Genomic DNA, 25,819 nt, shown 5'->3' with positions numbered 1-25,819 from the left:
CGGTGTTTCCCGCTTCACTCATCGGGGCGCTCTCGTGCTCACGCGGGGGGTGACACGAGGCCCGTCTCGTAGGCGATGATGACGAGCCGTACGCGGTCGCGGGCGTCGAGCTTGGCCAGCAGCCGCGTCACGTACGTCTTGACGGTCGCGGGGCTGATGAACAGCTCGGCGGCGATCTCGGCGTTGGACAGTCCGCGTCCGACGAGGGTCAGCACCTCGGTCTCCCGCTCGGTGAGCCCCGCGACGCGGCGAGGCCGCGGGCCGGGCGCGGGCCGCTCGGCGAACTCCTCGATCAACCGGCGGGTCACGCGCGGGGCGATCAGGGCGTCGCCCGCCGCGACGACCCGGATCGCGGCGAGGATGTCGTCCAGGGCCATGTCCTTGACGAGAAACCCGGACGCCCCCGCACGAAGCGCCCCGTAGACGTGCTCGTCGTCGTCGAACGTCGTCAGGACGAGGACATGGGCCCCGCAGCCCGCGGTGATCAGGCGGGTGGCCTCGATGCCGTCCATCTCCGGCATGCGGATGTCCATCACCACGACGTCGGGCCGGACCCCCCGCGCCATCCGCACCGCCTCCGCGCCGGTGCCCGCCTCTCCGGCGAGGTCGAGACCGGGCGCGTCGGCGATGACCATCTGCAGGGCGGCGCGGATCAGCGGCTGGTCGTCGGCGAGCAGCACGCGGACGGTCACGGGACCGCCGCGGAAACCGGCAGCCGGGCCTCGACCCGGAAGCCTCCCCCGGGACGGGGTCCCGCGGAGAAGGACCCACGCAGCAGCCCGACCCGCTCGCGCATCCCGACCAGGCCGTAGCCGGCCCCTACGCTGCCGCCGCCCCGCCCGTCGTCGAGAACCTCGACGCGTACCTCGTCGTCCCGGTAGTCGATCGACACCCGGCAGGACGTCGTACCGGCGTGACGCACCACGTTGGTGACGGCCTCCTGGACGACGCGGTAGGCCGAAACGTCGATCTCCGGCGGCAGCGGACGCCGCTCGCCCCGCCAGTGCACGTCGACGCGTATCCCGGCGTCCGTCGTCCGCGCGGCCAGTCGCTCCACGTCGGCCAGGCCCAGCCCCGCATCCGGGGACGCCGGTTCCAGGGACGGTTCTGGAGACGCTCTCAGGGACGCCGGATCCGGCCCCGGTTCCCGAGGTGCCGGCCGCGGTGAACGTCCCGGCTCGGGGCTCCGCAGCGCGCCGAGCATCCGGCGCAGCCCGGACAGAGTCTGGCGGCCGGCCGTCTCGATCTCCCCGAGCGCGTCACGTGCCCGATCCGGCTGGGTGTCGATGACCCGCCGCGCCGCGCCGGCCTGGAGCGCGATGACGCCGATGCTGTGCGCGACCATGTCGTGCAGCTCACGGGCGATTCTGAGCCGCTCGTCGGTGACCGCCTGGGTCGCCGCGCGGGCGCTCAGCTCCTCGGCGTGCTCACGCGACTGGCGCACGGAGTTGCCGAGCAGCCAGGCGATGACGGTCGTCAGGGCCACGGCCAGCTCGGCCGAGGTGCCGATCGTCCAGCCGCACAGCAGCCGGGTGGCCAGAAAGCCGGTGAGCACCGCGAGGGCCATGACGAGGGCGGCGGCGCCGATCGCGCCCGGACGGGCCGCGGCGATGAAGAACACCGCCACACCGACCGCCAGGAACTGGGGCAGCGGGATCTCCCCTGCCGCCAGCGGCATCGTGGCGATGACGGACCCGGCGAGCAGCAGGGTCAGGGCCGGCAGGGGACGGCGGCTCAGCAGCACGCCACCCGCCAGCGTCAGGGCGGTGGCCAGCCCGAAGGCCGCCAGGCCGTCCCAGCGGTAGAGCTGCGTCGTCGGGCGCTCGGCGGAGGACCACTCGCCGGGCAGCCGCAGTCGCGTCAGGAACGTGTACGCCAGCCCGGCGCCCCAGGCCAGGACCACCCAGCCACCGGGCGGCAGCCGCCTCAGCAGCGGGCTGGGGGAGGTGACCTGCATGATCAGAGCGTAACCGCCGGCCCTCAGCCCGGCATCCGACCAGGGGTCTACAACCATGGTCGACTGGCACCGAGGCGAATGTCCCTGAAGGTCCGATGCGGTGCGTACGCGCCTCGCGACACCGTGAACCGGGTGATCGACTCCCCACGACCGCCGGCCCCTGACCGGATACCGCCGCCGCCCGCCCTCCCGCCCGGCGGCAGGGACATAGGACGCGTCTCTCTCGCCTTCCTCCGCCACGGCCCGGCCCAGAGCCCGCTGACCCGGAGCCGTCTGGGCCGGAGCCGCCCACGCCCGGCCCGGCGACGCCGGAGGCTGCTGGCCGCGCTCGTCACCGCCTCGCTGGCCGTCCCGGTGATCGGCGCGGCGCGTCCCGAGGCGGTCCCCGCGCCCGTCCCGCCGCCCCTGCCCCCGCTGCGGGCCGCGACCCCCACCGCTCTGGCGGACCGGTACGCCGCCACCCGGCGCGCCGTCGAGGCGGCCATGCGGGCCGCGGCGGCGCGCGGCCACCGGTGGCGGGCCGCCATGCTGCGTGCCATGGCCGATCCGGCGCGGCACTTCCTGTCCTTCGACGGCCGGGACGGCGGACGGGCCGCCGAGGTGTTCGGCGACCTGGCCGGGGCCGACCGCATCGCGGTGATCGTCCCCGGATCCGGCACCGGCCTCGACACGTACGGACTGCTGCGGGGCGGCTCGATGCGGCTGCAGCGGGCGCTCGGGGGCCGGGGAGCCGTCATTGCCTGGCTCGGGTACCGGACCCCGAGCACGGTGAGCCTCGCGGCGGCGACCCCCGGCCGCGCCGACGAGGCCGCCCCCACCCTGCGCGCCTTCGTACGGGACCTGGTCGGGCTCAAGCCCGCCGCTCGCGTCAGCCTGCTGTGTCACTCGTACGGCGGCGTGGTGTGCGGCCGGGCCGCGCACGGCCTGGACGTCGCGGACGTCGTCCTCTACGGCAGCCCCGGCGCCGGGGTGGACGACGCCGCGTCGATGGGCACCCGTGCCGCCGTCTGGGCCGCCCGAGGCACCGGGGACTGGGTCGGCCACCTGCCGCACGCGGCGGTGCGCCTGCCCTTCGGCACGATCGGGCTCGGCGCGGACCCCGTGGATCCCCGGTTCGGCGCACGGATCTTCGCCGCCGGGGGCGGCGGCCACAGCGACTACCTGAAGGACGGCTCCCCCGCGCTGGCCGACATCGCCCGCATCGTCTCCGGGCAGGCGAGCGCCGAGGCGGGGTCGTGATCGGTGACCTCGTCCGGCGCGTCGAACAGACGACCCCTGCCGGGCGCGACCGCGCCGTCGACGCGCTGCGTGCCCTCGCCATCCTCGGGGTGGTGCTCGGCCACTGGCTGGTGACCGCGCCGGTCGCCGACAGCGGCGCTCTGCGCGTCACCAGCCCGCTGAAGTACATGCCGTGGCTCGCGCCCGTCTCCTGGCTGCTGCAGACCATGGCGGTGTTCTTCTTCGTGGGCGGGCGGGTGGCCGTGGAGAGCCACGGCCGGGCCCGGGACCGGGGCGCCGGCCACATGCGCTGGGCCGCCGCCCGGACGGCCCGCCTGTTCCGCCCGGTCGCGCCCGTGCTGGGAGTGTGGAGCGCGGTTGCGGTCGCGACGCTCGCCGCGGGCGCCGACCCCGGGACCGTGTACGCGCTGGTCAAGCTGGTGTGGTCGCCGATGTGGTTCCTGGTGGTCTTCGCGGCGCTGACGGCGGCGACCCCGCTCACCGCCCGGCTGCACCCCGTCGGGCCGCTCGCCGCCGTCGCGGCCGTCGACCTCGTGCGGTTCGGCCTGGGCGGGCCGTCCTGGCTCGGCTGGATCAACGTGGGGACCGGCTGGCTGGTGCCGTACTCCCTCGGCGCCCTGTGGGCGCGTGGGCGCCTGGGCACCCGGATGACCGGATGGGCGCTGCTGCTCGGCGGGGCCGCGGCCACCGCCGGCCTCGTCCTGTGGGCCGGCTATCCGGCGTCCATGGTCGGGGTGCCGGGCGCGCCGGTCTCCAACCAGGCTCCGCCCACCCTGGCGGCCGTCACGTTCGGGCTGGCCCAGTGCGGGGCGGCCCTGGTGCTGTCCGGCCCGCTGCGACGGGTGCTGCTCCGCCCCACCGCCTGGGCGCTCGTGGCCGCGGCCAACCTCTCCGCGATGACGATTTTCCTCTGGCACCAGACCACCATGATCGCGGTCACGGCGGCGGCCCTGCGGCTCGCCGGCCGGGCGCTGCCCGGCCTGCACACCGTCCCCGGCGATCCCGGCTGGGTGGCCGCCCGCCTGGCGTGGCTGCCGGCGTTCGCCGCGGCCCTGGCCGTCTGCTGGGCCGCGTTCCACGGCTACGAGAGGCGGCGTGAACGGACCCCCGGACCGGCCCCGGCCCCGTCGGCCGCCCGGCGGAGCCGGTGAGCGGGGCCGGTCAAAGGGGGCCGGTCAGAGGGGGTCGGAGAGGGCGGCGCGCAGGCGGCTGCGCTTGAGCCACGCCGGCCAGTCGTCCTGCCAGTAGCTCCACCCGTTGTCCGCGTCCAGCTTGCGCGGAGTCCCGGTCACGACGATGGGGTCGCCGACGAGGGTGTTGTTCTTGAACCACTTGGCGTTCTCCGGGCTGACGTTCACGCAGCCGTGGCTGACGTTGGAGTTGCCCTGGTCGCCGACGGACCAGGGAGCGCCGTGGACGTACTCGCCGGTGTTGGAGATCCGGACGCTGTTGTACACGGTCGTCTCGTAGTAGCCCGCCTGGCCGGGACCGGCGTCCGGGGAGGTCATGACCGTGACGTCCTCCCTGGACATCGCCACGTGGACGCCGCTGGTCGTGTTGTGGCGGAAGACGTCGCCGCTCCCCGCGCTGATCGGCATGTCCTTGATCTGCCGGCCGTCCAGCTCGATCTTCATGTGGTGCGTCTGGGTGTCGGCCACGCTGATCTGCGACCGGCCGATCCTGAAGTCGCGGACGTAGTCCTGCTTGCCGTACATGCCGTCGCCGCCCCTGATCCCGGCGAGGCGGGCGGTCACCCGGACCTTCGTGTACGGCGGCCAGTAGTGCCGGGGACGGAAGACGACGTTCTTGGCGTCGAGCCAGTGCCACGCGCCGTCGACGGGCTTGGACGCCTGCACGAAGAGGTTGCGCTCCACCGACACCCGGTCGGTCACGGGCTTGTCGAAGGTCAGGATGATCGGCATCCCGACGCCGACCGTGAGGCCGGTGTCCTCCTTGTTCGGCACCAGGGTGGCGACGGCGAAGGTCTTGGCGGCCGGCCGCGTGGAGAAGCGGGCGGTCCTGCTCGCCGGGCCGTCCGGGCCGGTGGCCGTCGCCTCGACGCTGTAGGACGTGCCAGGGGTCATGGGACGGGCGCTGCGCCATTGGGACCGGTCGGCGCTGAACACGCCCTCCACGGGCTGCCCAGCGGCCTGTACGGCCACATGGGTCAGGGTGCCGCCCGCGGCGCCGACGAGGATGGGCAGTTCCGGCGGCAGTTCCCCGGCCCCGTCCAGCGGGGTGATGCTGATCGGCGTTCCCGACCGGCGTTCCTCGTCCCCTCGGTCGGAGAGGGAACACCCGGCCACCACCACGAGAAGGGCCAGCGCCCCCGCACGAGCACGCACGTCCGTCTCCCTCTCAGGTCGCTTTCCGGGAAGTATTCCCCGGGCACGTCCCCAGCGAGCAGACGCCGTACCGAAGGTCGGCAAAGAACGACGGCGCCGGAGGCCGGCGGAAAACCGGCCTGGCGCACACGCGAACGGCCGGCCGGCGGGATCGCCGGCCGGCCGTCGCCGGGTCAGGGGTCAGTGCGAGAAGTTGCCCCGGTAGTACTGGAAGACGAACCCGATCATGCTCATCAGCGTGCAGAACACGCCGACGAAGAACAGCCACATGCCCACGGCGAAGCCGAAGAACGTGAGCGCGGCCGACAGGCAGACGAACAGCGGCCACCAGCTATGCGGGCTGTAGAAGCCGATCTCGCCCGCGCCGTCGCTGATCTCGGCCTCCTTGTCGTCCTCCGGCTGGTCGCCGATGCGCCGCGCCGTGAACAGCAGGTAGTAGCCGATCATCAGGGCCAGGCCGACGGAGATCGCCATGGCGGTCGTGCCGGTCGGCTCCTTGGACCAGAACCAGTAGACCACGTCGGCCGCGGCGAAGAAGACGCCGCAGAGCAGGAACATCCAGCCCTGGATCTTCATCGGGCCTCCTCCACGAGCTCGGGCTTGGCCGTGATGTGCGGATACTTGAGGTCGAACGCCGGGCGCTCGGACCTGATCCGCGGCAGCGACAGGAAGTTGTGCCGCGGCGGCGGGCAGGAGGTCGCCCATTCGAGCGAGCCGCCGAAGCCCCAGGGGTCGTCCACGGTGACCTTGGGCGCGAAGCGCCAGGTCCGCCACACGTTGTAGAGGAACGGCAGCGTGGACGCGCCCAGCAGGAGCGCGCCGGCCGAGGAGATCATGTTCAGGTCGGTGAAGCCGTCCACCGGCGAGTAGTCGGCGTACCGCCGCGGGAAGCCGATGACGCCCAGCCAGTGCTGCACCAGGAAGGTCAGGTGGAAGCCGAAGAACAGCATCCAGAAGTGGACCTTACCGAGCTTGTCGTTGAGCATCTTCCCGGTGAACTTGGGCCACCAGAAGTAGAAGCCCGCGAACATCGCGAACACCACGGTGCCGAAGACCACGTAGTGGAAGTGGGCGACGACGAAGTAGGTGTCGCTGATGTGGAAGTCGAGCGGCGGCGAGGCCAGGATGACGCCGGTCAGGCCGCCGAACAGGAAGGTCACCAGGAAGCCGACGGCGAACAGCATCGGCGACTCGAACGACAGGTGTCCCCGCCACATCGTGCCGATCCAGTTGAAGAACTTCACTCCGGTCGGCACGGCGATGAGGAACGTCATGAACGAGAAGAACGGCAGCAGCACCTGGCCGGTGACGAACATGTGGTGCGCCCACACCGTGACCGACAGGCCCGCGATGGCGATGGTCGCGCCGACCAGGCCGACGTACCCGAAGATCGGCTTACGGCTGAAGACCGGCAGGATCTCGGTGATGATGCCGAAGAACGGCAGCGCGATGATGTAGACCTCGGGGTGGCCGAAGAACCAGAACAGGTGCTGCCACAGCATCGCGCCGCCGGTGGGCGAGTCGAAGATGTGCGCGCCGAGCTTGCGGTCGGCCTCCAGGGCGAGCAGCGCCGCCGCCAGCACGGGGAAGGCCAGCAGCACCAGGATGCTGGTCAGCAGGATGTTCCAGGTGAAGATCGGCATCCGGAACATCGTCATGCCGGGAGCCCGCATGGTGAGGATCGTGGTGATGAAGTTCACCGCGCCGAGGATCGTGCCGAGGCCGGACATCGCCAGGCCCATCACCCACAGGTCACTGCCGAGGCCCGGCGAGGTCACCGCGTTCGACAGCGGCGCGTACGCCGTCCAGCCGAAGGAGGCGGACCCGCCCGGGGTGAAGAAGCCGAGGACGGCGATGGTGCTGCCGAACAGGTAGAGCCAGTAGCTCACCATGTTGAGCCGCGGGAACGCCACGTCGGGAGCGCCGATCTGCAGCGGCATCAGCTCGTTGGCGAAGCCCGCGAACAGCGGCGTCGCGAACATCAGCAGCATGATCGTGCCGTGCATCGTGAACAGCTGGTTGAACTGCTCCGACGACACGAACTGCAGCCCGGGCTGGGCGAGCTCGGCGCGCATCACCAGCGCCATGACGCCGCCGATGAGGAAGAACACGAACGACGTGATCAGGTAGAGGTGCCCGATCACCTTGTGGTCGGTCGAGGACAGCCACTTGGCGATGACCGTGCCCTTGGTGTACGGCCGTGCGGCGACGCCGGCCGGTTCCTGGATGGCGGTCACTGCGCACTCCCCGCCTGGCTCTTGATGTACTGGTCGAACTCGGCCTGGGGGACGAGCTTCACGGAGAACAGCATCCTGCTGTGGTCGGTGCCGCAGAGCTCGGCGCATCGGCCGACGAAGACACCCGGCTTGCCGAGCGTCGTGATCTGGAAGTGGTTCACCACGTTGCCCGGGAAGACGTCCTGCTTGAACAGGAACGCCGGCACCCAGAACGAGTGGATGACGTCGGGCGAGTGCAGGTCGAACTGCACCTGGGTGTTGACCGGCAGCACGAGCTGCGGACCCTGGGGGTTCTCGACGCTCTGCTTGCTCAGGTCCACCGGCACGCCCGCGACCACGGCCTTCTGGCCCTGGTAGTCGGTCGTGAAGCGCCAGCTCCACTGGTAGCCCTCGACGGCCACCTTGACCGGGGCGTCGTTCGTCATCCGCGTGAGCTCGGTCTCGTCACGAGCCGTGAAGTAGAAGAAGACCGCCACCATGATGACCGGGACCACCGTGTAGAGGATCTCGATCGGCAGGTTGTAGCGCACCTGCGGAGGCAGCTCGTCGGGGCTGTTCTTCTTCTTGCGGTGGAACACGCACGCCCACAGGATCAGGCCCCAGACGACCACGCCGGTGGCGAGAGCCGCGATCCAGCTCCCGTTCCAGAGCGTCTGGACGATGCCGGCCTGCTTGGTGGCGCCTACCGGCATGCCACCACGAGACCACTGATCGATCGCCTGGCTGCTACACGCCGTCCCGGACGCCACCAGCAGCGCCAGGGCGGCGGCTCCGGGCAACCGGCGGCGTGCCCACGGTCGCCGTGTCGTACGGCGGGTCGGACTCACGGATCGCCTACCCCACAGATGAAGCCCAAGAGTTCCTCCCTTGGGCGGGTTTTCCAATTTGACCCAAAGGTGCGACCGGCTGCGATGTTTCCGCCGGTCTGCCCTTTACTTGGTTGAGTTCACGCTGGGGGACACATTAGCGCGGACCGGCGCCGCCCCTCGGAGCAGCCCCCGTTAATGTCCTAACCGTGGCCTACCTCGACGCGGCGTCGACCGAACCTCTCCATCCCGCGGCGCGTGACGCCCTGCTGACGGCGATCGACGCCGGATGGGCCGATCCCGCCCGCCTGTACGGCGCGGCGCGCCGCGCCCAGATGTTACTGGAGCGCGCGCGGGCAGAGGTAGCCGAACTGATCGGCGCCCGCGCCGACGAGGTGTCGTTCACCTCCTCCGGGACGCAGGCCGTCCACCTCGGGGTCCTCGGCACGCTGGCGGGCCGCCGCCGGGCCGGGCGCCGCCTGGTGGCGAGCGCGGTCGAGCACTCCAGCGTCCTGCACGCCGGGCAGGTCCACGAGCGCGACGGCGGCGAGGTGGAGATCGTGGGCGTCGGCCGTACGGGCCGGGTGGACGCCGAGGCGTTCGCCGCGGCCGTCGCGCGCCCGGGAGCCGCCCTCGCGTGCCTGCAGACGGCCAACCACGAGGTCGGGACCCTCCAGCCGGTCGAGGAGGCGGCGCGGGCGTGTCAGGAGGCCGGTGTGCCGCTGCTGGCCGACGCCGCCCAGTCGGCGGGCCGCCTGCCGGTCCCCGGGGGCTGGTCGGTGCTCACCGCGAGCGCCCACAAGTGGGGCGGCCCGGCGGGGGTGGGCGTGCTGGCGGTCCGCAAGGGGGTCCGCTGGCGTTCGCCGCTGCCGGAGGACGAACGGGAACGGCGGCGCGTGCCGGGCTTCGAGAACGTGCCCGCGATCGTGGCCGCCGCGGCGGCGCTGCGCGCGCGGTCGGCGGAGGCGGAGGCCGAGGGGCGGCGGCTGTCGGCCCTCACCGCACGGATCCGCGCCGAGGTGCCCCGGCTGGTGCCCGACGTCGAGGTCGTCGGCGACCCGGACCTGCGCCTGCCGCACATCGTCACCTTCTCCTGCCTGTACGTCGAGGGCGAGGCGCTGCTGACCGAGCTCGACAAGGCCGGTTTCGCCGTCTCGTCCGGAAGTTCCTGCACGGCGAGTACGCTTCGTCCATCGCACGTCCTCGAAGCAATGGGCGTGCTTACGCATGGGAATGTCCGGGTATCGCTGCCCCGTGGCGTGTCCGAGGACGACGTCGATCGGTTCCTCGCGGTGCTGCCGGGCATCGTACGGCGGATCCGGTCGAGCTTGGGGGTGCGGTGATGTGGCGCAGACGGCCGGACGGCCGGGACACCCGGACGGATCGGCATCGGGGGGCCGAGGAACCGGAAGCGCCACCCCAGCCCGCGGAGGCCCCCGCGCTGACGATCGACGCGCTGGGCCGCAAGTGCCCGATCCCGATCATCATGCTCGCCGAGCGGATCAACCAGGTGCCCGTGCGCGGGGTGGTGGCCGTGCTGGCCGACGATCCCGCCGCCTTCACCGACGTCCCGGCCTGGTGCCGGCTGAAGTCACACGAGCACGTGGCCAGCTACGAGCTCCCCCAGGGCGGCTGGTCCATCCACGTCCGCCGCAACTACTAGGTCCGCCGCAACTGACCAGGGCCGCCGCAACAAACCAGGGCCGCCGCAACTGACCAGGGTCGTGACCGCCGGCGGCCTCGTGGTTCGCCGCAAGCCCTTCCGGGGGCGAACCACGAGTCACGACGGTACGGGGAGGCCTGAGCCTCAGGCGTAGTGGCAGCGGGCGTGGGCGGCCACCTCGTCCGCGGCCTCCTGGCCGTACGCCGCGGCGAAGCGCTCCACGAAGACGCTCTGGCGCAGCTCGTACTCTTGGCCGCCGACCCGCTCCAGCACGTGGGTCGCGATGAGGTTGCCGATCTGGCCGCAGCGTTCGAGCGACAGCCCCCAGGCGAGACCCGCGAGGAACCCGGCCCGGAAGGCGTCGCCCACCCCGGTCGGGTCGGCCTTGCCGAGCTCGGGAGCCGGCGGGACGTGGATCGAGGGCTCGCCCCCGCGGTCGATCCTGGCGCCCTTGGGGCCGAGGGTGGTCACCCGTACGCCGACCCGGTCGAGGATCTCCTCGTCCGACCATTCGGTCTTCTGCGCGATGAGCCCGAGCTCGTAGTCGTTGCTGAACAGGTAGGCCGCGCCGTCGACGAGCCTGCGGATCTCCTCGCCGGGCATCCGGGCGAGCTGCTGCGACACGTCGGCCGCGAACGGGATGCCGCGGGTGCGCGCCTCGTCGGTGTGCCGGAGCATCGCGTCGGGGTCGTTGGGGCTGATCAGGACCAGGTCGAGCCCGCCCACCCGCTCGGCGATCGGGGCCAGCTCGATCTCCCGGGCCTCCGCCATGGCGCCGGTGTAGAACGACGCGATCTGGTTGTGGTCCTCGTCCGTGGTGCACAGGAAGCGCGCGGTGTGGCGCAGTTCGGAGACGTGGAGGGAGCCGCAGTCCACGCCGTGCCGCTCCAGCCAGGAGCGGTAGTCGGCGAAGTCGGTGCCGACCGCGCCGACGAGGATCGGGGTGAGCCCCAGGCAGCCCATCCCGAAGGCGATGTTGCCCGCGCAGCCGCCGCGGCGGATCTGCAGATCGTCGACGAGGAACGACAGGGACACCCGGTCGAGCTGCTCGGCGATCAGCTGGTCGCCGAAGCGGCCGGGGAACGTCATCAGGTTGTCGGTGGCGATGGAGCCGGTGACGGCGATGCGCACGGGGTCATTCTCCTCGTTGTCAGCATCAGGGAGACAGTCAGAAAGACAGGGGCAGGAAGACACGGGCGGGGACAGTCATCCCGCCATCCCGCCGAACCTGTCGAGCGTACCGTCTCGGGCACGACGACGCCCCGCACGGACGGTGTCCGTACGGGGCGCTCGGATCCCGGCCGCCGGGCGCGGCGGCGCCGTCAGTTGAACGAGTCGCCGCAGGCGCACGAGCCCGTCGCGTTGGGGTTGTCGATCGTGAAGCCCTGCTTCTCGATCGTGTCGACGAAGTCGACCGTGGCGCCGACGAGGTACGGCGCGCTCATCCGGTCGGTGACGACGTTCACGCCGCCGAAGGTGGAGACCACGTCGCCGTCCATGGAACGGTCGTCGAAGAAGAGCTGGTAGCGAAGACCGGAACAGCCACCCGGCTGGACGGCCACCCGGAGCTGCAGCCCTTCCTCGCCCTGCTGCTCGAGCAGGTTCTTGACCTTCGCGGAGGCCGCGTCAGTCAGGATCAGGCCCTGCTGCGTGGTCTCGCTGCTCTCAACCGTCATGTGCTGACTCCCGCGTCTGCGCCAACCGCCCACCCGGAGCGGTCGAATGGTTCTGACGTCCTATCTAGACGCTACCAACACCCGCCGCTCCCTACACATTCCATGGCCGCCCCCGCAACCCTGCGGACGAACAGGGCGAAACGATGTGTAATGATTAGTCGTCAGTTAGACGATAAGTCCCCGAGGGGGTGTGGTCGTGACGATCACCGAGACCGGCCTTCCGCTCTTCATCCTCGGCCAGGGCACCGACGCGCACAGCGAGCGCGGCGTCGACTGCCCGGGCGAGCTGCCCGCCGCGTCCGACCCGGCGCTGGTGGAGCGAGCCCGCGCGGCCAAGGAGCGGCTGGGCGACCGGCTGTTCGTGCTCGGTCACCACTACCAGCGTGACGAGGTCATCCAGTTCGCCGACGTGACGGGCGACTCGTTCAAGCTCGCCCGTGAGGCCGCGGCCCGGCCGGAGGCCGAGTACGTCGTCTTCTGCGGCGTCCACTTCATGGCCGAGTCCGCCGACATCCTGACCGGCGACACGCAGAAGGTCGTCCTCCCCGACCTGGCCGCCGGCTGCTCGATGGCCGACATGGCCACCTTCTCCCAGGTGGAGGACTGCTGGGACGCCCTGGAGGACGCCGGGATCGCCGACCGCGTCGTGCCGATCACGTACATGAACTCCAGTGCTGACATCAAGGCGTTCTGCGGGCGCAACGGCGGCGCCGTGTGCACCTCCTCGAACGCGCGGCGCGCCCTCGACTGGGCCTTCGAACAGGGCGAGAAGGTCCTGTTCCTGCCCGACCAGCACCTCGGGCGCAACACGGCCGTGCTGGAGATGGGCCTGTCGCTCGACGACTGCGTGGTCTACAACCCGCACCGCCCGAACGGCGGCCTCACCCGCGAACAGCTCGAGAACGCGAAGATGATCCTGTGGAAGGGCCACTGCTCGGTCCACGGCCGCTTCTCCGAGGCGTGCGTGGACGAGGTGCGCGCCCGCATCCCGGGCGTGAACGTGCTCGTCCACCCCGAGTGCCGGCACGAGGTCGTCGACAAGGCGGACTTCGTCGGCTCGACCGAGTACATCATCAAGAAGCTGGAAGAGGCTCCCGCCGGGTCCTCCTGGGCAGTCGGCACGGAGCTGAACCTGGTGCGCCGCCTGGCGAACCGGTTCCCCGACAAGACCATCACGTTCCTCGACAAGACCGTGTGCTACTGCTCGACGATGAACCGCATCGACCTGCCGCACCTGGTCTGGGCGCTGGAGTCGCTGGCCGCGGGCCAGGTCGTCAACCAGATCACGGTCGACGCCGACACCACCCACTGGGCCAAGGTCGCCCTCGACCGCATGCTCGCCCTGCCGTAACGAGGAGACACAAGAGGCGCCCCCGAGTCCGCGCCGGGTCTCACAGGCCCGGCGCGCCCCAGACGGGGAACCAGCTCGCGAGATCGGGCTCGATCCTGAGTTCCTGCTCCAGGACGCCCCGCACCTGCAGTTCCAGGGCGTTGTCGCGGCGCGGCTCCCCGGCGGGAGCGAACGGGTAGAACGTGCCGCGCTTGTAGAGGTAGACGATCGCCAGCTTCCGCTGCGCGGAATCGGCGAACGTCACCAGCGTGCACAGCAGCGAGGGCCCGAACCCGGCCGACTCCAGCGACGAGTTCGCGGCGTGCAGGTCGGTCACGAGCCCGGCCACGTCGGGGTTGCGCACCGACAGCCAGGTGTAGCCGTACGCGTCCTGCGACACCCGCGTCTCGCCCATCAGGGCCTCGATCTCCTGCTGGAGCCGGGCGAACGCGCCCCCCTCGGCCGCCCGGAAGCAGACCGACCCGGTGCCCACCGGGGCGAACCCGGTGGCGGCCCGGAGGGTGACGGCGGCGGACGGCAGGGCGAACAACGCGTCCAGGTCCGGTCTCGCGGCCTTGGACCGGCCGAGCAGGGCGTCGAACCAGCCCATCAGCGCTCCCCGGCCATCAGCCGCTCCCCGTCCATCCGGCCGGTCATCAGCGGCCCAGGGCCGCGGAGATCCGGGCGAGCTGCTCCAGCCGCCGCTCCAGCGGCGGGTGGGTCGACAGCAGCGCGGCGACGCTCTGGCCCGACAGCGCGGGCGCGAAGTAGAAGGCGTTGAACGGCTGCGCCTCGCGCAGGTCCCGGGTCGGGATCCGGGCGATGTCCCCGCTGATCTTGGTGAGGGCGCTGGCCAGGGCGCTCGGCCGCTGCGTGAGCAGCGCGCCCGCGCGGTCGGCGGCGAGCTCCCGGTACCGCGACAGCGCCCGCGTCAGCAGGAAGCTGACCGCGTAGACCAGGCCGGAGACCGCGAAGATGATCAGCCCGATCGGCGGGCCGTTGTCGTTCCTGCGGTTGCCCAGCCCGGCGTACAGCGAGAAACGGGTCATCAACCCGGCGACGATCCCGAGGAACGAGGCGATCGTCATCACCGCGACGTCCCGGTGGGCGACGTGCGACAGCTCGTGCGCCAGCACCCCTTCGAGCTCCTGCGCGTCGAGCCGGCGGAGGATGCCCGTGGTCACGCAGACCACCGCGTGCTTCTGGTCGCGCCCGGTGGCGAACGCGTTCGGCATGTCGGAGTCGGCGATCGCCACCCGCGGCTTGGGCATCCCCGCCATCGCGCTCAGCCGGTCGACGATCCCGTGCAGCTCGGGAGCCTCCTGCGGGGAGACCTCCCGTCCGTTCATCGCGAACAGCGCGATCTTGTCGGACAGGAAGTACTGCACCAGCAGGAGACCCGCGGCGATCACGAGGACCATGACCGCCCGGACGCCCGCGGCGATCAGGACGGCCATGAACGCCACGTAGAGCAGCCCGAGCAGGAACATCGTCACGGTCATCCGCACGCTCAGGCCGCGATCAGGGGCGAATCGCGTGGAAGCCATCAGCCGGGAATGAGCCCGGTGTCCCCGAGCATCTCCCGCACCTCCTCGATCGAGGCGTCGGCCGGCGGCAGGATCAGCTCGGACGGCTCCAGGGAGTCGTCCGCCAGCGGCCTGCCGACGTCGCGGACCTTGTCGAGCAGCGCGTGCAGCTTGGCACGGAACTGCGTCTCGTCATCCGTCTCGATGGCGGCCTCAAGCTCACCGTCGAGCTCGTTCAGCACGTCGATGTCGGCGGGGGCGATCTCCACCTGCCCCTCGCCCATGATCCGGACTATCACAACCCCTCCCCCGGCTTACGGAGCTGCTGCGTGTGCTGCTGGGCGGACGGGGCCGCCTGGCCCTGCTGCCCAGCCTCGATGGCGCTCTGCGGCGCCGGGCCCTGACCGAGCTCGGCCTTCATCCTGGCCAGTTCGAGCTCCACGTCCTGGCCGCCGCCCATGCGGTCGAGCTCCGCCTGGATGTCGTCGCGCTGCCCGGTGAAGTCGTCCAGCGCGCCGCTGGCCAGCAGCTCGTCGATCGCACCGGCACGGGCCTGCATCTGCGCGGTCTTGTCCTCGGCCCGCTGGATGGCCAGGCCGACGTCGCCCATCTCCTCCGAGATGCCGGAGAACGCCTCGTTGATCCGCGTCTGGGCCTCGGCCGCCGTGTAGGTGGCCTTGATGGTCTCCTTCTTCGTACGGAAGGAGTCGACCTTGGCCTGCAGCCGCTGGCTGGCGAGGGTGAGCTTCTCCTCCTCGCCCTGGAGGTTGCTGTACTGGATCCGCAGGTCGGCGATCTGCGCGTTCAGGCCGTTTCGGCGGGCCAGCGCCTCGCGAGCGAGGTCCTCGCGCCCGGCCGACAGCGCCTGCCTGCTCTGGTTCTCCAGCTTCGCGGTCTGGCTCTCGAGCTGGTTGATCTGCAGCTCCACCCGCTTGCGGCTGGTGGCCACGTCGGCCACGCCACGGCGGACCTTCTGCAGCAGCTCAAGCTGACGCTGGTAGGAATAGTCCAGCGTCTCCCGCGGATCCTCCATCTTGTCCAAGGCCTTATTGGCCTTGGACTTGAAGATCATGGAAAGTCTCTTCATCACGCTCATGCGCGTCGGCCGTCCCCTTCTCCAAGGTCCTGCGTGGGTGACCCCAGCCGTCTTAAAGCCCCTTGCCCAGGCGGCGGAACCGCCTGGGTTCACCCTACGCATAACGCGCGAGGGCGTCACTAAGTTGCACTCCCGGTAGGCTGAGTGACGTGTTCCGACGTCGCACCCAGACCTCTGCGGAGGACTCCCCCGTCCCTGTAGAGGATCCTAAGCCCCACGGCACCCCGGGCAAGGGCCGTCCCACTCCCAAACGGAGCGAGGCACAGGGCCGCCGCCGCTCCCCGGTGACCGCGCCCTCGAACCGCAAAGAGGCCTACCGCCTGGCCCGCGAGCGCGACAAGGCGCTGCGGTCCCGGCAGCGTGAGGCCATGCTGCGCGGTGACGACCGGGCGCTCCCCGTACGCGACCGCGGCCCGGTCCGCAAGTTCGCCCGTGACTGGGTCGACTCGCGGCGCCTGCCGGGGCAGTACTTCCTGCCCGTCGTCTTCGTCATCATGCTGTTGTCGATGGTGCCGTTCCCGATCCAGATCCGCTCGGCGGTCCTCCTGGTCTACACGCTCTCCCTGCCGGTCGTGATGGTGCTGGTGCTGGCCGGCTCGTTCTACGTCGCCGGGCGCGTGAAGAAGGAGGCGGCGGAGAAGTTCCCGGGTGAGAGCCTCAAGGGCATCGGCTTCTACGCGGCGATGCGCTCGTCGCAGATGCGGCGCCTGCGCTTCCCCAAGCCCACCGTCCTGCCCGGCGGCATCCCGGTCGAGCTCAAGAAGTGACGCCCGTACGGTGATCCTCGTACGGTGACTCTCGTACGGTGATCCCCGCACGGTGACGCCGGCTCGGTCACGCCCGCTCGCCGGATCAGCTCAGCCGTGGATCAGGCGGACGTCCAGTCCAGCGCGCCGCCACGCACCACCGGCCGGAAACCGTCGACCTCGGCGGCACGGCTGAGTGCGTCGGCCGTGGCCTTCAGCAGCGCGTAGTAGGACGACCAGTCGGCCTCGTAGTACGGCAGGTCCGGCGACGCCTCGCCGACCCCGCCGGTGGCGGCGTCGGTCACAAGGTAGTCGCCGGAGTCGTCGGAGATGTCGGAGTCGTCGGCGAAGGCGACGGGGATGCCGCCCACCCCGCACGCCTCCGGCCAGGCGGAGACCATCTGACTTGTGCTCATCATCAGGTGGAACGGCGGGAGCCGGAAGCTCGCGCCGCCACGCGAACCGTCGTGGCGCAGCAGCGACGCCCGCAGGGAGTCGGGCAGCCGGGTCCCGATCCGTGCCTCCGCCCTGGCCACCAGTCGCGGGGTGGCCGGGCCGTTCAGGGAGGCGTACGTCCGCGGCGCGTGCGCCCTGAGCCATCGCTCGATGCGCCGCCACTGCCGGTTCACCCCGGCGCTCACGCGGCGGGAGACCGGCCGTACGGATGGCCTTCCCCGGGGCGCCGGATGGAGCACGCAGCGGGGGTCGGGAGACGTCTCCGGCTCCGCCGTGGCGGGCTCCCCGTCCTCCGCGTACGCGGCGCCCGGCGCCCCGCACTCGTCCGTACAGCCGGGCTCGCCGAAGAGGAGCGCGTCGCCCTGCCCCGGCTCGCAGGCGTCCGCCGGGCACTGCTCGGTGTGGCCGCCCTCGTCGGACGTCCAGCCGTACGACGTCCAGGCGTCCGGACCGAACACGGCGCTCTCCAGCAGTTGCCCGCCGAGGACCAGCAGGCCGAGCGAGACGACCGCCGCCGCCGTCCAGCGGCGCGCCCTCGTCCCGCGCGGCGGCACGAGCCCCCTGACCGGCGGGAGGCCCCGCAGGAGGCGGAAGACGGGAGCGCCGCCCTCCGGCCGCCGGTACCGCTCCAGGTCCTCCTCGGTGGCCCGTCCCAGCACCGGCTCCGGGCCGCGCCGGTCCTCCGTGTCACCGCTCTCCCCTCCCGGCTTGGCGGCCCCGGACGGCCGTACGGGAGCGGCGGGGCGGCGCCGCCTTACGGCCAGGACCAGCCCGGCGGCGGCCCCGGCGACCAGCGCGGCCAGCAGTGCCAGCCGTACGGGACGAGAAGAGATCAACCGGCGCACGCCGGGCACCTTACCGCGATCCGATCACCGGGGTACCGAGACTCATGACCTAATGTCAAGCACATGGAATACCGTCATCTTGGCCGCAGCGGCCTCATGGTCAGTGAGATCAGCTACGGAAACTGGATCACCCACGGTTCCCAGGTGGAGGAGGACGCCGCCGTCGAGTGCGTCCGCGCGGCCCTCGACGAGGGGATCACCACCTTCGACACCGCCGACGTCTACGCCGGGACCCGGGCGGAGGAGGTGCTCGGCCGCGCGCTGAAGGGCGTGCGCCGCGAGTCGCTGGAGATCTTCACGAAGGTCTACTGGCCGACGGGCGAGGGCAGGAACGACCGGGGACTGTCCCGCAAGCACATCACCGAGTCGATCAACGGCTCGCTCCGCCGCCTGCAGACCGACTACGTCGACCTCTACCAGGCGCACCGCTTCGACGTCGAGACGCCGCTGGAGGAGACCCTGCGCGCGTTCGACGACCTCGTACGGCAGGGCAAGGTCCTCTACGTCGGCGTCAGCGAGTGGACGGCCGACCAGATCGCGCGGGCGCTGAAGATCGCCGACGAGATGGGGTTCGACCGGCTGGTGTCGAACCAGCCGCAGTACTCGATGCTGTGGCGGGTCATCGAGTCCGAGGTCGTGCCGCTGTGCGAGAAGGAGGGCCTCGGACAGATCGTCTGGTCGCCCATCGCGCAGGGCGTGCTGACCGGCAAGTACCTGCCCGGCCGGCCGCCGCCGGCCGGGTCGCGCGCCACCGACTCCACCGGCTCGGGCTTCATCGACCGGCTGATGCGCGACGACGTGCTGCGGCGGGTGCAGGACCTCAAGCCGATCGCGGCCGACCTCGGCCTGTCGATGGCCCAGCTCGCCGTGGCGTGGGTGCTGCAGAACCCCAACGTGTCGTCGGCCATCGTCGGGGCGACCAAGCCGGAGCAGGTGCGCGACAACGTCAAGGCCACCGGCGTGAAGCTCGACGCCGATGTGCTCAAGAAGATCGACGACGCGCTGGAGCCGGTCGTCGAGCGTGACCCGGCCAAGACCGTCAGCCCGTCCAGCCGTCCCTGACGTCCCGCCCGCTCATGCCGGCGCGCCGCCCGGCTCCCGCACTCGCGGGGCCCGGGCGGCGAGCGCCGTCTCACTCGGCGCGCAGGGACATCCCCGAGTATTCGACCCGCTCGTCCTCCAGCAGCGACACCTGCTCGACGCCGGCCTCCAGCAGCTCGCGCCAGCTCTCCCCCAGCCACGACTCCGCGTCCGACTGGCTGGAGAAGATCTCCCGGGGCAGCGGGCGGTCCGTGACCTCGCCGCCGTTCGCGTCCTCGTAACGCCACCGCCAAATCATCCGCACCCGCTCCTTCGCTTCCTCGCCGTCCCCGCGCCCGGGACTCACGCCGGGCCGCCGCGACGCGACGGCCGTGCAGCCGGACCCTATCCTGGCTACCCGATCTCGGCGGAGCGCGGAAGGGGGCGACATGAAGGTCCGGGTGGAGGGCACCGGCGGCTCCGAGGGCTGGCCCGTGCCCGGTTGCGCCTGCGCGTCCTGCGGGCGTCTCGATCCCGGCCACCGGCGTCCCGCGTCCATCCTGGTCGACCAACGCGTACGGCTCGCTCCGTCACGACAGCCTTCGGAGGCGGGCCCCGCGACCGCGTCGGACATCGCGACGGGACCGGACGCTCCGGCCGGACCGCACCCGGGGGTCGAGGAGGGCCTGCCCGAGGGATACCGGCTGCTCCGCACCTCGGACGGCCGCGAGGTCACCGCGCCCGAGGGCGGCCGGCTGCTGTATGCCGTGGGCCCGCCGTCCCGCCATGGCGAGCCCGGCGACGGACCGCCTCCTGACTCGCCCTTCGACGTGGTGCTCATCGATCTGCCGGACCGGCCGGAACGGCTGGGCGACCTGCGCCGGCGGGGGCGCGTGACGCCGAGCACCCGGATCATCGCGGTGAACCTCTGCCATCGCGTCCCCTCGGAGGGCGAGCTCGCCCGCAGGCTCGGTTTCTGGGGAGCGGAGGCCGTCCCCGACGGAACCGTCATCCGCACGGCGAGCACACCGATCACAGGCGGTCCTTCCGAGGCCACCGGCGGGCGGCCCCGCCGCACGCTGCTGCTCGGCGGGTCGCGGTCGGGCAAGTCCGAGGAGGCCGAGCTGCGCCTCGCCGCCGAGCCCGAGGTGACCTACGTCGCGACCGGGCCCTCCGGGGGCGACGACCCGGACTGGCTGGCCCGCGTACGGACTCACCGGGAACGACGCCCCGCACACTGGCGGACCGTGGAGACCACCGATCTCGCGGCGGTGCTCTCCGGCGGACGGGGGACGTTCCTCGTCGACGGGATCGGCACCTGGCTCGCCGCCGTGTTCGACGAGTCCGGCGCCTGGCCCGGCGACACCCGCCCGGACGACCTTCGCCGCCTCGCTCTCGACCAGGTGGAGGAGCGGTGCGAGGCGCTGGTGGACGCCTGGCGCGGCGCCCGCGCCCGGGTGGTGGCGGTGAGCGACGAAACCGGCTTGGGGGTGGTTCCGGCCACCGCCGCCGGCAGGCTGTTCCGCGACGCGCTCGGCCGCCTCAACCAGGCACTCGCCCGGGAGTCCGAGGAGGTCGCCCTCGTGGTCGCCGGCCGGGTCGTCCCTCTGCCCATCTGATCGCGACCCCCTCGACGCCCCTCACCGGCGGCAAGCCGTGAGCCAGGGGGCCGCTACCATCGAGCCTCGTGCCCGATGCCCCCCGCGTGAGTCGTGTGCGCCCCGGTGCGGCCTGGTGGTTCGCCGTGGGAACCCTCACGATCTTCCCGGTGCCGCCCGTGCCGGTCGACCGCTTGGTGGCGGGGCGCGCCATGTCCCTGGCGCCGTTCGCCGGGATGGCCCTCGGTGTGGCGGGCTCCGCCGTGTTCGTGGTCGCCGGAGCGGCGTCCGGCTCGCCGCTGATCGGCGCCGTCCTCGCGGTCGGGACGCTCGCCTGGCTGACCCGGGCCCTGCACCTCGACGGCCTCGCGGACCTGGCCGACGGGCTCGGCAGCGGAAAGCCGGCCCGGGGGGCGCTCGACGTGATGAAGCGCTCCGACATCGGGCCGTTCGGGGTCGTCACCCTCCTGATCACCCTGCTTCTCCAGGTCGCGACGCTCCAGCGGGCCGGGCCGTTCGCCTGGGCCGTGCTGGTGACGGCCACCGCGACCGGCAGGCTCGCCGTCACCTGGGCCTGCCGCGCGGGGGTGCCCGCCGCCCGGCCGGGCGGCCTCGGCGCTCTGGTCGCGGGCACCGTACGGCGGAGCGCGGCCGTCGCGGCGACCGTCGTCACCGCTGCCGTCGTGGCTCTCGCCGGTCTCGTCGCGGTGACGGTCGCCTACGCGGGAGCGGAGCCCGCCGGTCTGCTGTACCGCCTCTCGGACGATCCGTGTCTCAGCGTCACCGCCGGTCTGCTCCTGGCGATGGCCGCCGGGCTGGTGTCCGCCGCCCTGCTGCGCCGCCGGGCCGTACGGCGGCTGGGCGGCATCACGGGCGACGTGCTCGGCGCCCTGGTGGAGACGGCCACGACGGCGACGCTGCTGGCCGCCGCCGTCCTCGTCTGACGCCTGACCCGGCTGGGCGGGTCAGCGCGGCGCGGACACCGGACGCAGGCGGAAGGCGACGAAGACGACGACCGCGAGCAGCACCCAGCCGACGATCCCGGTGATCCCGGCGAGCGCCGGGTTCGGCGGGGCGCCCGCGTCGCCGAGGAGCAGCGCCAGGCCCGCCACCGCGTTCAACGAGCCGTGTGCGATGACCGCGGGCCACACGCTGCGCGAGCGCAGCCGCATCCAGCCGAGCAGCGCCCCGAAGACGACGCAGAAGCCGACGAACAGCGCCGCCGCCCAGGCGCCGAGTGCCGGGTAGTTGTATCCCTTCAGCGTGAGGGGAGCGTGCCAGAGACCCCAGATCACCCCGGACAGCACCAGCGCGGGCCACACCCGGCGTCCGCGCCGCTCCCCCGCGACCCCGTCCCCGGCGCCCGGAACCTCGGTGCCGGTGTTCGTGACCCCCGCGTTCCCGGCGCCGACGTGCCCAGGGGCGGGCGGGGGCGTGACGGCGGGGTCGCCGAGCAGGCGCGGCAGCAGCCAGCCCCGCCAGCCCCACTCCTCCCCGAGCGCGGGAATCGCGTTGATGAACGGGGCGATCAGCACGGCCTGCACGGCCTGGACGACGTACAGGATCCGCGGGTCCAGCGGCACCCGGTCGAGGGCCGCGCCCAGCTGCTCGCGGAACAGGCTCAGCCCCGCGAAATCGAGGCTCATCATGCCGGTGGCGGCGCTGATCAGGAGGGCGACGGCCACGAGGAGCGGCACGCCGAGCAGGACCGCCGCCAGGAGCGCGGCGGTCCTTCCCCGGTCCGGTCCGAGCGTGAGCCCGGTCGTCCGCGCCCACTCCTTCAATGGCGTGCCGCGCCGCCGCAGGACCCGCACGGCCATTACGCCGAGGGAGGGCGTCAGCATCATCAGCCCCCCGACCAGCGCGAAGGCCGGCGTGCCGAGCCGTACGGCCCCCAGCCAGACGGGCAGCGCGATCAGCCACGAGGCCCCGAACGCGACGAGGAGGAAGAGGAGGACATCGGCGTGGCGCCGGATCACGGTCGTCACCTTTCGAACGAGGACGGCGGTGGACGGACTGCGGACCCCCGCGGAGCGGCACGACGGTGAGGCGGTGTCGCGGGCGGTGAGACCACGGTCGGACGAGGTGGGCGTTCGCCCCGCGGAGCGCCGCGACGGTGGGGCGACGACGGTGGGGCGATGGGGTGGGGTCGCGGCGCCGAGCCGACGAGTCAGGCGGTCTTGCGGGCGGCGAGGGCGTTGAGCAGGGCGGCGCCGGTCTCGGCGTCGTCGACGCTGACGGCGAGCTGCCCGCCGGAGGTGTAGCGCACGACCAGGCACTCACCTCCGCGGATCATGATGGTGGCCCTGCCCGGCAGGCCGCGGATGCCCCATCCGCCCACCTGCACAGGAGACCTCCACTCCACCCAGGCTCGCTCGATCCGGTCCAGCCGTACGGTGCGCGAGGGCCACCGTAGCGGGCCGAACGCCATGGTCAGCCCTTCGGGCGCGATCCGTACGGAGACCGACGACACCGCCAGGCCGACCACGCCCGCCAGGGCGAGCGGGAGGGCGGTGGACCAGCCCGCGGGGGCCAGGCCCCACAAAGCGGCGGCGGCGAACGACAGCGCCGCGGCGGACGCCACGACCCCCAGCCCCACCGCCCAGGGCGCCGTGGCGGTGGACACCCATACCGGCCGCCTCCCGGGATCGAGGTCGATCAGCGGACCCGGCCGCTCCCGCTCCGGCGGCGCGTCGTCCGGGCCGAGCCGCCCGGCGAGCCTGCCCAGCGCCCCCAGCACGAACGCGCCCACGACGACCACCGCGACCTGCCAGCTCAGCGAGGCCGCCCGGCTCCAGCCGTCCCGGTCGAGGTTGGCGGCGATCGTGACCGCCTGGATGCCGATCAGGAAGCCGCCGATCCAGCCCAGCCCGGCCGCGAACCAGGCGCGTGTCGCCCTGCGGATCTCCCCGCGCGCCCGCGCCAGCCCGACGAGGCCCGTCCCCGCGACCACGAGCCACACCAGGGCGAAGAGCGTCAGCGCGGCCGCCGGCATGGACCTGTCGGGCCGCCCGGACGGCCCCCAGTGACTCGCGACGGGATCGGGGAGCCGGCCGGCGAAGGTTAGCGGAACCGCCACGAGCACGGCGGCGACCAGGACGGTCCAGGCCGTGGCGGCCAGGAGGAAGCGAGCGCGCACGCCCGGGTCGGAGGTCCGGTGCGGATGGGTCATGGCGATTCCTTCATGTGTTCCTTCACGATGGCGAGGACGTCTCCGGGGCCGAACCCGTAGTGGGCGGCCTCGTCGAGCAGGTCGCGCACGCGGGTCCGGAGCGCCGCACGCCCGTCGGGCCGCCGGAGCACGGACACGCCGCGCCCCCGGCGGAACTCCAGCAGGCCCTCGTCCCGCAGTTCGCGCAGCGACCGCAGGACCGTGTTGGCGTTGACCCCCAGTGCGGCGGCCAGGTCCCGGGCCGGCGGCAGCCGGTCGCCGGGCGTGACGTCCCCGGTGGTGATCGCGCGCTTGATGGCCGCGCTCACCTGCTCGTGCAGGGGACGTGGGTCGTTGAGATCGAGCGTGAGCAACATGGTGCTAGCCACATTAGCATTATTTGCCGGTTGGTGCTGTTTCCAACAGCACCATCCATCGCGGCAATAGATGGGATGACCCCTCGTTTATGCGTAGCCGAGTAAGCCCAGCTAGCATCGGCTCACGTGACCACAGTGCGTATCAACGCGTCTGACGCGGTCTCCACCGAGACCGGCGCCCTCATAGTCGGCATCCATACGACCCCCGACGGCCCACGCACGGCCCCGGGCGGCGAAGGCCTCGACCAGGCCCTGGACGGCCGGCTGGCCGAGATCCTCACGGCGATGGGGTTCACGGGCAAGCCCGAGGAGGTCGTGAAGATTCCGACCTTCGGCGAGCTGCCCGCTCCCCTCGCCGTCGCCGTCGGTCTGGGCGAGGCGCCCGAGGGCGACTACGACCAGGAAACCCTGCGCCGGGCGGCCGGAGCGGCCGTACGGTCGCTCGCCGGCACGCCGTCCGCGGCGCTGGCCCTGCCCGCCCGTACGGCCGCGGAGGCGGCGGCCGTGGCGCTGGGCGGCCTGCTGGGGGCCTACGACTTCACGCGATATCGCACCGGCGGCGACCGCAGGCCGCCCGTCGGCGAGATCGTCGTCCTGTCCGGCGCGGCCGGGGCCGAGGAGGCCGCCGAGCGCTCGGCGACGGTCGCCGAGTCGGTCACCCTCGTCCGCGATCTGGTGAACACGCCGCCGTCCGACCTGTGGCCCGCGCGCTTCGCCGAGATCGCGCAGGAGAAGGGCGGCGAGGCCGGCCTCTCGGTGGAGGTCTGGGACGAGGTGCGGCTCAAGGAGGAGGGGTTCGGCGGCATCGTCGGCGTCGGCCAGGGGTCGGTCAACCCACCCCGCCTGGTCCGCCTCGCCTACAGCCACCCCGATGCCTCCAAGAAGGTGGCCTTCGTCGGCAAGGGCATCACGTTCGACTCCGGCGGCCTGTCCCTCAAGCCCAGCGCCGCGATGGACTGGATGAAGTCCGACATGGGCGGCGCGGGCGCCGTGTTCGGCGCGCTTCTCGCGATCGCCCGGCTGGGCCTGCCCGTCAACGTGGTCGGCTACCTCTGCCTGGCCGAGAACATGCCCTCCGGCAGCGCCCAGCGCCCCTCCGACGTGCTGCACACCTACAGCGGCAAGACCGTCGAGGTGCTCGACACCGACGCCGAGGGCCGCCTGGTGCTGATCGACGGCATCGCCCGCGCCACCGAGGACGCGCCCGACGTGATCATCGACGTCGCCACCCTCACCGGCGCCCAGATCGTCGCGCTGGGCTGGCGTACGGCCGGGGTGATGGCCAACGACGACGCGCTGCGCGAGGAGGTCGTCCGCATCGCCGGCGAGCAGGGCGAGGGCGCCTGGGGCATGCCGTTGCCCGCCGAGCTGCGCAAGGGGCTCGACTCCGCGGTCGCCGACATCGCCAACCTCCAGCCCGAGCGCTGGGGCAGCATGCTCGCCGCGGGCATCTTCCTGCGGGAGTTCGTGCCCCAGGGCGTCCCGTGGGCGCACGTGGACATGGCCGGGCCCGCGTTCAACAAGGGCGAGGCGCACGGCTACACGCCCAAGGGCGGCACCGGCGCGCTGACCCGCACGCTCGTCGCGATCGCCGAGCGGTACGCGGGGAACGGCACGTCCGCGCGGACTGTTTAACAGGTGGACGGCTCGGCAGGAGGACGGCGTGTGGCGGCGTGCCCGCGGGCCGGGGCCATGATCGTCCGGGACAAGTGAGAAGATGCCGCCTTATCCGGCGGAGTGAATACGATCAA

27 protein-coding genes are annotated in these 25,819 nt (G+C 72.3%); 10 read left to right on the top strand and 17 right to left on the bottom strand.

Features of this window, described 5'->3' with window-relative positions; all coding sequences use genetic code 11:
• Positions 1–38 precede the first annotated feature (38 nt).
• The gene (locus OG344_RS20910; RefSeq protein WP_405084528.1) at positions 39–692 is read right to left on the bottom strand and encodes a response regulator; all 654 of its coding nucleotides are present in this window, start codon (positions 690–692) and stop codon (positions 39–41) included.
• Positions 689–1,957 (bottom strand): sensor histidine kinase, encoded by a 1,269-nt coding sequence (locus OG344_RS20905; protein ID WP_405084527.1) that lies wholly within the window; start codon positions 1,955–1,957, stop codon positions 689–691. The genes OG344_RS20910 and OG344_RS20905 overlap by 4 nt, the downstream gene beginning before the upstream one ends.
• Positions 1,958–2,089: 132 nt before the next feature.
• Here OG344_RS20905 and OG344_RS20900 point away from each other — a divergent pair, with 132 nt between their 5' ends.
• Complete coding sequence (locus OG344_RS20900) at positions 2,090–3,196, top strand: alpha/beta hydrolase (RefSeq protein ID WP_405084526.1); 1,107 nt, start codon at positions 2,090–2,092, stop codon at positions 3,194–3,196.
• Complete coding sequence (locus OG344_RS20895) at positions 3,193–4,347, top strand: acyltransferase (protein WP_405084525.1); 1,155 nt, start codon at positions 3,193–3,195, stop codon at positions 4,345–4,347. Before OG344_RS20900 ends, OG344_RS20895 begins: the two co-directional genes overlap by 4 nt.
• A gap of 24 nt (positions 4,348–4,371) precedes the next feature.
• On the opposite strand, the gene OG344_RS20890 is transcribed toward OG344_RS20895, so the two are convergent.
• The 4 genes from OG344_RS20890 to coxB all read right to left on the bottom strand — a co-directional run bounded on the left by OG344_RS20890 (position 4,372) and on the right by coxB (position 8,470).
• The gene (locus OG344_RS20890; protein ID WP_405084524.1) at positions 4,372–5,541 is read right to left on the bottom strand and encodes an Ig-like domain-containing protein; all 1,170 of its coding nucleotides are present in this window, start codon (positions 5,539–5,541) and stop codon (positions 4,372–4,374) included.
• Between the two features lie 180 nt (positions 5,542–5,721).
• Positions 5,722–6,117, bottom strand: a complete 396-nt coding sequence (locus OG344_RS20885; protein ID WP_327044992.1) for a cytochrome c oxidase subunit 4 — start codon at positions 6,115–6,117, stop codon at positions 5,722–5,724.
• The gene (ctaD, locus tag OG344_RS20880) at positions 6,114–7,778 is read right to left on the bottom strand and encodes a cytochrome c oxidase subunit I (protein WP_405084523.1); all 1,665 of its coding nucleotides are present in this window, start codon (positions 7,776–7,778) and stop codon (positions 6,114–6,116) included. Before ctaD ends, OG344_RS20885 begins: the two co-directional genes overlap by 4 nt.
• On the bottom strand, positions 7,775–8,470 hold the full coding sequence (coxB, locus tag OG344_RS20875) for a cytochrome c oxidase subunit II (RefSeq protein WP_405084522.1): 696 nt from the start codon (positions 8,468–8,470) through the stop codon (positions 7,775–7,777). The genes ctaD and coxB overlap by 4 nt, the downstream gene beginning before the upstream one ends.
• 323 nt (positions 8,471–8,793) lie before the next feature.
• On the opposite strand from coxB, the gene OG344_RS20870 reads away from it, so the two are divergent.
• Together OG344_RS20870 and OG344_RS20865 are read left to right on the top strand one after the other, a co-directional pair.
• On the top strand, positions 8,794–9,927 hold the full coding sequence (locus tag OG344_RS20870; protein WP_327044989.1) for an aminotransferase class V-fold PLP-dependent enzyme: 1,134 nt from the start codon (positions 8,794–8,796) through the stop codon (positions 9,925–9,927).
• Positions 9,927–10,247 (top strand): sulfurtransferase TusA family protein, encoded by a 321-nt coding sequence (locus OG344_RS20865; RefSeq protein ID WP_405084520.1) that lies wholly within the window; start codon positions 9,927–9,929, stop codon positions 10,245–10,247. The genes OG344_RS20870 and OG344_RS20865 overlap by 1 nt, the downstream gene beginning before the upstream one ends.
• Before the next feature lie 144 nt (positions 10,248–10,391).
• Here the strand turns inward: OG344_RS20865 and OG344_RS20860 are convergent, their stop codons facing one another.
• Together OG344_RS20860 and erpA are read right to left on the bottom strand one after the other, a co-directional pair.
• Positions 10,392–11,378, bottom strand: a complete 987-nt coding sequence (locus tag OG344_RS20860) for a carbohydrate kinase family protein (protein ID WP_405084519.1) — start codon at positions 11,376–11,378, stop codon at positions 10,392–10,394.
• A 191-nt stretch (positions 11,379–11,569) separates the two neighbouring features.
• Complete coding sequence (gene erpA / locus OG344_RS20855) at positions 11,570–11,923, bottom strand: iron-sulfur cluster insertion protein ErpA (protein WP_327044986.1); 354 nt, start codon at positions 11,921–11,923, stop codon at positions 11,570–11,572.
• A 196-nt stretch (positions 11,924–12,119) separates the two neighbouring features.
• On the opposite strand from erpA, the gene nadA reads away from it, so the two are divergent.
• A complete protein-coding gene (gene nadA / locus OG344_RS20850; RefSeq protein WP_405084518.1) occupies positions 12,120–13,274 on the top strand; it encodes a quinolinate synthase NadA in 1,155 nt (384 codons plus the stop codon).
• A 40-nt stretch (positions 13,275–13,314) separates the two neighbouring features.
• Here the strand turns inward: nadA and OG344_RS20845 are convergent, their stop codons facing one another.
• From OG344_RS20845 to OG344_RS20830, 4 genes are read right to left on the bottom strand one after another with little or no spacing between them, the layout of a single operon-like run.
• On the bottom strand, positions 13,315–13,863 hold the full coding sequence (locus tag OG344_RS20845; protein WP_405084517.1) for a hypothetical protein: 549 nt from the start codon (positions 13,861–13,863) through the stop codon (positions 13,315–13,317).
• Positions 13,864–13,909: 46 nt separating this feature from the next.
• Complete coding sequence (gene htpX / locus OG344_RS20840) at positions 13,910–14,800, bottom strand: zinc metalloprotease HtpX (RefSeq protein ID WP_327044983.1); 891 nt, start codon at positions 14,798–14,800, stop codon at positions 13,910–13,912.
• Positions 14,800–15,078 (bottom strand): PspA-associated protein PspAA, encoded by a 279-nt coding sequence (locus tag OG344_RS20835; protein ID WP_117409171.1) that lies wholly within the window; start codon positions 15,076–15,078, stop codon positions 14,800–14,802. The genes htpX and OG344_RS20835 overlap by 1 nt, the downstream gene beginning before the upstream one ends.
• Entirely contained in the window at positions 15,075–15,875 is an 801-nt protein-coding gene (locus OG344_RS20830; RefSeq protein ID WP_405084516.1) for a PspA/IM30 family protein, read from the bottom strand. The genes OG344_RS20835 and OG344_RS20830 overlap by 4 nt, the downstream gene beginning before the upstream one ends.
• A 149-nt stretch (positions 15,876–16,024) precedes the next feature.
• Between OG344_RS20830 and OG344_RS20825 the strand changes: the two genes are divergently transcribed.
• Positions 16,025–16,642, top strand: a complete 618-nt coding sequence (locus tag OG344_RS20825; RefSeq protein WP_327044981.1) for a DUF3043 domain-containing protein — start codon at positions 16,025–16,027, stop codon at positions 16,640–16,642.
• 101 nt (positions 16,643–16,743) lie between these two features.
• Here the strand turns inward: OG344_RS20825 and OG344_RS20820 are convergent, their stop codons facing one another.
• On the bottom strand, positions 16,744–17,922 hold the full coding sequence (locus OG344_RS20820; protein WP_405084515.1) for a hypothetical protein: 1,179 nt from the start codon (positions 17,920–17,922) through the stop codon (positions 16,744–16,746).
• 63 nt (positions 17,923–17,985) lie between these two features.
• On the opposite strand from OG344_RS20820, the gene OG344_RS20815 reads away from it, so the two are divergent.
• Positions 17,986–18,984 (top strand): aldo/keto reductase family protein, encoded by a 999-nt coding sequence (locus OG344_RS20815; protein WP_405084514.1) that lies wholly within the window; start codon positions 17,986–17,988, stop codon positions 18,982–18,984.
• 70 nt (positions 18,985–19,054) lie between these two features.
• Here OG344_RS20815 and OG344_RS20810 read toward each other — a convergent pair whose 3' ends face one another.
• Positions 19,055–19,261, bottom strand: coding sequence for a hypothetical protein (locus OG344_RS20810; RefSeq protein ID WP_117409166.1), 207 nt, complete (start codon positions 19,259–19,261; stop codon positions 19,055–19,057).
• 130 nt (positions 19,262–19,391) lie between these two features.
• On the opposite strand from OG344_RS20810, the gene OG344_RS20805 reads away from it, so the two are divergent.
• Positions 19,392–20,561 carry a bifunctional adenosylcobinamide kinase/adenosylcobinamide-phosphate guanylyltransferase gene (locus OG344_RS20805; RefSeq protein ID WP_405084513.1) on the top strand — a complete coding sequence of 390 codons (1,170 nt, stop codon included), beginning with the start codon at positions 19,392–19,394 and terminating at the stop codon, positions 20,559–20,561.
• An 86-nt stretch (positions 20,562–20,647) separates the two neighbouring features.
• Positions 20,648–21,484 (top strand): adenosylcobinamide-GDP ribazoletransferase, encoded by an 837-nt coding sequence (locus OG344_RS20800; protein ID WP_405084512.1) that lies wholly within the window; start codon positions 20,648–20,650, stop codon positions 21,482–21,484.
• Positions 21,485–21,505: 21 nt separating this feature from the next.
• On the opposite strand, the gene OG344_RS20795 is transcribed toward OG344_RS20800, so the two are convergent.
• The 3 genes from OG344_RS20795 to OG344_RS20785 form a co-directional block, all read right to left on the bottom strand.
• Positions 21,506–22,528, bottom strand: a complete 1,023-nt coding sequence (locus tag OG344_RS20795) for a CPBP family intramembrane glutamic endopeptidase (protein ID WP_405084511.1) — start codon at positions 22,526–22,528, stop codon at positions 21,506–21,508.
• A 182-nt stretch (positions 22,529–22,710) separates the two neighbouring features.
• A complete protein-coding gene (locus tag OG344_RS20790) occupies positions 22,711–23,712 on the bottom strand; it encodes a DUF1648 domain-containing protein (protein ID WP_405084510.1) in 1,002 nt (333 codons plus the stop codon).
• On the bottom strand, positions 23,709–24,080 hold the full coding sequence (locus tag OG344_RS20785) for a GntR family transcriptional regulator (RefSeq protein WP_405084509.1): 372 nt from the start codon (positions 24,078–24,080) through the stop codon (positions 23,709–23,711). Before OG344_RS20785 ends, OG344_RS20790 begins: the two co-directional genes overlap by 4 nt.
• 114 nt (positions 24,081–24,194) lie before the next feature.
• Between OG344_RS20785 and OG344_RS20780 the strand changes: the two genes are divergently transcribed.
• A complete protein-coding gene (locus OG344_RS20780; protein ID WP_405084508.1) occupies positions 24,195–25,703 on the top strand; it encodes a leucyl aminopeptidase in 1,509 nt (502 codons plus the stop codon).
• Positions 25,704–25,819 lie beyond the last annotated feature (116 nt).

The organism is Microbispora sp. NBC_01389 (assembly GCF_045040095.1).
In the GTDB taxonomy this organism is placed as follows: Bacteria; Actinomycetota; Actinomycetes; order Streptosporangiales; family Streptosporangiaceae; genus Microbispora.
The sequence above is the reverse complement of the archived record's forward strand: the minus strand, read 5'-3'. Positions and strand labels throughout refer to the sequence as shown.

Bases quoted from the DNA above. Each gene is read 5' to 3' on its own strand.
- OG344_RS20905 (WP_405084527.1), bottom strand. From the start codon at position 1,957: ATGCAGGTCACCTCCCCCAGCCCGCTGCTGAGGCGGCTGCCGCCCGGT.
- OG344_RS20885 (WP_327044992.1), bottom strand. From the start codon at position 6,117: ATGAAGATCCAGGGCTGGATGTTCCTGCTCTGCGGCGTCTTCTTCGCC.
- coxB (WP_405084522.1), bottom strand. From the start codon at position 8,470: ATGCCGGTAGGCGCCACCAAGCAGGCCGGCATCGTCCAGACGCTCTGG.
- OG344_RS20865 (WP_405084520.1), top strand. From the start codon at position 9,927: ATGTGGCGCAGACGGCCGGACGGCCGGGACACCCGGACGGATCGGCAT.
- erpA (WP_327044986.1), bottom strand. From the start codon at position 11,923: ATGACGGTTGAGAGCAGCGAGACCACGCAGCAGGGCCTGATCCTGACT.
- OG344_RS20845 (WP_405084517.1), bottom strand. From the start codon at position 13,863: ATGGGCTGGTTCGACGCCCTGCTCGGCCGGTCCAAGGCCGCGAGACCG.
- htpX (WP_327044983.1), bottom strand. From the start codon at position 14,800: ATGGCTTCCACGCGATTCGCCCCTGATCGCGGCCTGAGCGTGCGGATG.
- OG344_RS20830 (WP_405084516.1), bottom strand. From the start codon at position 15,875: ATGAGCGTGATGAAGAGACTTTCCATGATCTTCAAGTCCAAGGCCAAT.
- OG344_RS20815 (WP_405084514.1), top strand. From the start codon at position 17,986: ATGGAATACCGTCATCTTGGCCGCAGCGGCCTCATGGTCAGTGAGATC.
- OG344_RS20810 (WP_117409166.1), bottom strand. From the start codon at position 19,261: ATGATTTGGCGGTGGCGTTACGAGGACGCGAACGGCGGCGAGGTCACG.
- OG344_RS20805 (WP_405084513.1), top strand. From the start codon at position 19,392: ATGAAGGTCCGGGTGGAGGGCACCGGCGGCTCCGAGGGCTGGCCCGTG.
- OG344_RS20790 (WP_405084510.1), bottom strand. From the start codon at position 23,712: ATGACCCATCCGCACCGGACCTCCGACCCGGGCGTGCGCGCTCGCTTC.